General features: G+C 69.2%; 2 protein-coding genes and 1 pseudogene. 2 read left to right on the top strand and 1 reads right to left on the bottom strand.

Features of this window, described 5'->3' with window-relative positions; genetic code table 11:
• Window positions 1-1,083 (bottom strand): annotated as a pseudogene (locus VSO01S_RS26130) (PD40 domain-containing protein); the annotation flags it as partial.
• Window positions 1,084-1,336: 253 nt separating this feature from the next.
• Here VSO01S_RS26130 and VSO01S_RS26125 point away from each other — a divergent pair.
• Both VSO01S_RS26125 and VSO01S_RS26120 read left to right on the top strand, forming a co-directional pair.
• The gene (locus tag VSO01S_RS26125; RefSeq protein ID WP_068645669.1) at window positions 1,337-3,133 is read left to right on the top strand and encodes a PQQ-dependent methanol/ethanol family dehydrogenase; all 1,797 of its coding nucleotides are present in this window, start codon (window positions 1,337-1,339) and stop codon (window positions 3,131-3,133) included.
• Window positions 3,134-3,151: 18 nt separating this feature from the next.
• Window positions 3,152-3,511, top strand: coding sequence for a high-potential iron-sulfur protein (locus tag VSO01S_RS26120; protein ID WP_068645670.1), 360 nt, complete (start codon window positions 3,152-3,154; stop codon window positions 3,509-3,511).
• Window positions 3,512-3,664 lie beyond the last annotated feature (153 nt).

Here is a 3,664-nt window from a genome sequence, read left to right as displayed (position 1 = left end):
GTCGATCACCAGCACGGCCGCCGCCGTGTCCGGGCCGCCGGCCTTGAGCGCCACCTTGCCGCCGCCGGCGCGCACCGCCGAGAACTCCGTGTAGGGCAGCTCGAAGGGATGGAGCGCGCCGCTGCCCAGGTCCAGCCGCGCAAGCCGGCCGATGCCGCCTTCGATATACGTGCACACGAGGGCCTGTGCCGACAGGAAGGCATAGGTCGACATGCCCAGGCTCCATTGCGCGCGGCCGAATTCCGCCGCCATCGGGCACATGTTGGCGTGGCTGCCGTCCGCGTTGCGCCGATAAATGTTCCACCAGCCCGAGCGATCCGAGATGAAGTACAGCAGGCCGTCGGGGGACCATTCGGGCTGGAACACCGATTCACCCGCGCCGCCGGCAACGCGCCTGGCGTTGGACACCGCCGTACCGTCGAACTCCCCGAGCCACAGTTCCGCCGCGGTCCAGGGCATGTGGGGATGGTCCCAGGCCAGCCACGCCAGCTGCGTTCCGTCGGGACTCAGGCGCGGCGCGGCGAAGAAGTCGCGCCCGCGCACGATCGCTTGGCCCGCATCGCCGCCGTCCAGGCTCACGGCCACGATCTCGTTGACGGCTTCGGCACCGGCCGCGCGATGATCCTCGCGAACGCCTATCCAGCAGTGGCGCGCGCCGTCGACGGCGCCATCGGCATAGCGCAGCGCAGCCTCCTCGCTGGCCGGCGTGAGTGCCACCGCGATGCCATCGCTGCCCAGGCGGTACAGGCGCTGGTCGGCAAAGTTCGAAAAGTACGCGGTGCCGTGCGACACCAAGGCCGCGCCGCCGCCGTACTCATGCACCCGCGTGCGTGCGGACAGGGGCGCCGGCGTCACGTCATCGGGCGTGCCATCGCGCCGCTGCCGCACCAGCACCTGGCGCCCGGCTTCGAGGGGGCGGCCTTCGATCCACCAGACATCGCCGTCGTCCAGCAGCACATCGGCAAGCGTGACCTGGGCGGACGCCACAAGCTGCGCGGTGATCGGCGAGGGCCAGCTGCCGAAGGGTGCAGTCACAGGCACAGTGACGGGGGCAACGGGTGGAGCGGCGCTGGTGTCGGACATGCGCGGATTGTTCCACCCGCAGCGCGCACCAGGCCGACCCGGGCACTGTGGCGCGATGTCACGCCCGGCCTGCCCGAGGTGTTCTGCCTTGGAGCACTTCAACGGGAAAACCCGCACGCCAGCCCTGGCGCAGGGCCGCTTTCGCGGCTGCGAAACGGTCCTTGGCGCATGGCATGGCATTTGCGCCCACGAGCGGCGGAGGGCGCGCACTTTCAGCGCTCCTGCGACCACGATCCACCCCCAAGGAGACACCATGCAACTGAAGCTCTTGACCGCCCTCATCGCGGCTGGTCTGGCCGCCGCGACGGCCCAAGCGCAGGTCACGGACCGGATGATCCAGTCCGAAGCCACATCCAAAGGCAACGTCCTCACCTGGGGGATCAACACCCAGGGCCAGCGCTACTCGCCGCTCAAGCAGATCAATGCCGGCAACGCCTCGAAGCTGCTGCCCGTGTGGGCCTTCTCCTTCGGCGGCGAGAAGCAGCGCGGCCAGGAGTCCCAGCCGGTGATCATGAACGGCAAGATGTTCGTCACCGCGTCCTACTCGCGCATCTTTGCGCTGGACGCCACCACCGGCAGGAAGCTGTGGAAGTACGAGCACCGCCTGCCCGAGGGCATCATGCCCTGCTGCGACGTGGTCAACCGCGGCGCTGCGCTGTACGACAACCTCGTGATCTTCGCCACGCTGGACGCCCAGCTGGTCGCGCTCGACCAGAACACCGGCGACGTGGTGTGGAAGGAGAAGATCGACGACTATGCCGCCGGCTACTCGGCCACCGCCGCGCCCATCATTGCCGACGGCGTGATGCTCACCGGCGTGTCGGGCGGCGAGTTCGGCGTGGTCGGCCGCGTCGAGGCGCGCGACCCGAAGACCGGCCGCCTGCTGTGGACGCGCCCCACCGTGGAAGGCCACATGGGCTACATCTACGACAAGGACGGCAACAAGAAGGAGAACGGCGTCTCCGGCACCGTCAACAAGAGCTGGCCCGGCGACCTGTGGAAGACCGGCGGCGCCGCGACCTGGCTGGGCGGCACCTACGATGCCAAGACCGGCCTGGCCTACTTCGGCACCGGCAACCCGGCGCCCTGGAACAGCCACCTGCGCGAGGGCGACAACCTCTACTCCTGCTCGACCGTGGCCATCGACGTGAAGACCGGCCAGATCAAGTGGAGCTACCAGAGCACGCCCAACGACAGCTGGGATTTCGACGGCGTCAACGAATTCGTCACCTTCGACATGGACGGCAAGCGCGTGGGCGGCAAGGCCGACCGCAACGGCTTCTTCTATGTGAACGACGCCAGCACCGGCCAGCTGATCAACGCCTTTCCCTTCGTCAAGAAGATCACCTGGGCCAGCAGCATCGACCTGAAGACCGGGCGGCCCAACTTCATTGCCGACAACCGCCCCGGCAACCCCACGGAATCGCCGGAAGGCAACAAGGGCCGGCCCGTGTTCGCGGCGCCCGGCTTCCTGGGCGGCAAGAACCAGATGCCCATGGCCTACAACCCCGACACGAAGATGTTCTACGTGCCGGCGAACGAATGGGGCATGGACATCTGGAACGAACCCGTCGCCTACAAGAAGGGCGCGGCCTACCTGGGCGCCGGCTTCACGATCAAGCCGCTGAACGAGGACTACATCGGCGCACTGCGCGCCATCGACCCCAAGACCGGCAAGACGGCCTGGGAAGTGAAGAACGGCGCGCCGCTGTGGGGCGGCGTGCTCACCACCGGCGGCAACCTGGTGTTCTGGGGCACGCCCGAGGGCTACCTGAAGGCCGCGGACGCCAAGACCGGCAAGGTGGTCTGGGAGTTCCAGACCGGCTCGGGCGTCGTCGCGCCGCCCATCACCTGGATGCAGAACGGCGAGCAGTTCGTGGGCGTGGTCTCCGGCTGGGGCGGTGCGGTGCCGCTGTGGGGCGGCGAGGTGGCCAAGAAGGTCAATCTGCTCGAGCAGGGCGGCATGGTGTGGGTCTTCAAGATCCCCGGGGCCGGCGGCGCGACGCGCAGCGCCAAGGCCGGCGCTGCGACCCATGTGGCATCCAACTGAGAGGCGAGGGGCATGCCCATGAACGAGATCCGCAAGAACAGGCTGCGCCCTGAGGCCGTGGTGACGCGGCGGGCCTTTGCCGGCCATGCCATCGCCGGCGGCTGCATCGTGGCGCTGGTGCCCGCGGCCGCGCTGGCCGCGGCGCCGCGTGTCGAGGAGTCCGACGAGACCGCCGTCAGCCTGGGTTACAAGCACGACACCAAGGCGGTGGACAGGAAGAAGTACCCCAAGCACACGGCCAGCCAGCGCTGCGTGAACTGCGCCATGTGGCAGGGCACGGCGAGCGACGCCTGGGGCGGGTGCGCCATGTTCGGCCGCAAGCAGATCGCGGCCGAAGGCTGGTGCATGGCGTGGGTTGCGAAGCCCGGCACTTCCTGACGAGTCGGCCTGGGGCGCGTGCATGGCCAGCTTCGCACGATCGGTGCGCCGGTTGCCGGCGCCCGGGACGGCAGCGCCGCGCGGCACGCGCCGCCGGGCGCTCCATCCGACGTTCTCCCTGGCGCCGCTGGCAACGGCGGCCGCTGCGGGCCC

The organism is Variovorax soli NBRC 106424, assembly GCF_001591385.1.
Lineage (GTDB): Bacteria > Pseudomonadota > Gammaproteobacteria > Burkholderiales > Burkholderiaceae_C > Variovorax > Variovorax soli.
The sequence above is the reverse complement of the archived record's forward strand: the minus strand, read 5'-3'. Positions and strand labels throughout refer to the sequence as shown.

Bases quoted from the DNA above. Each gene is read 5' to 3' on its own strand.
- VSO01S_RS26125 (WP_068645669.1), top strand. From the start codon at position 1,337: ATGCAACTGAAGCTCTTGACCGCCCTCATCGCGGCTGGTCTGGCCGCC.
- VSO01S_RS26120 (WP_068645670.1), top strand. From the start codon at position 3,152: ATGAACGAGATCCGCAAGAACAGGCTGCGCCCTGAGGCCGTGGTGACG.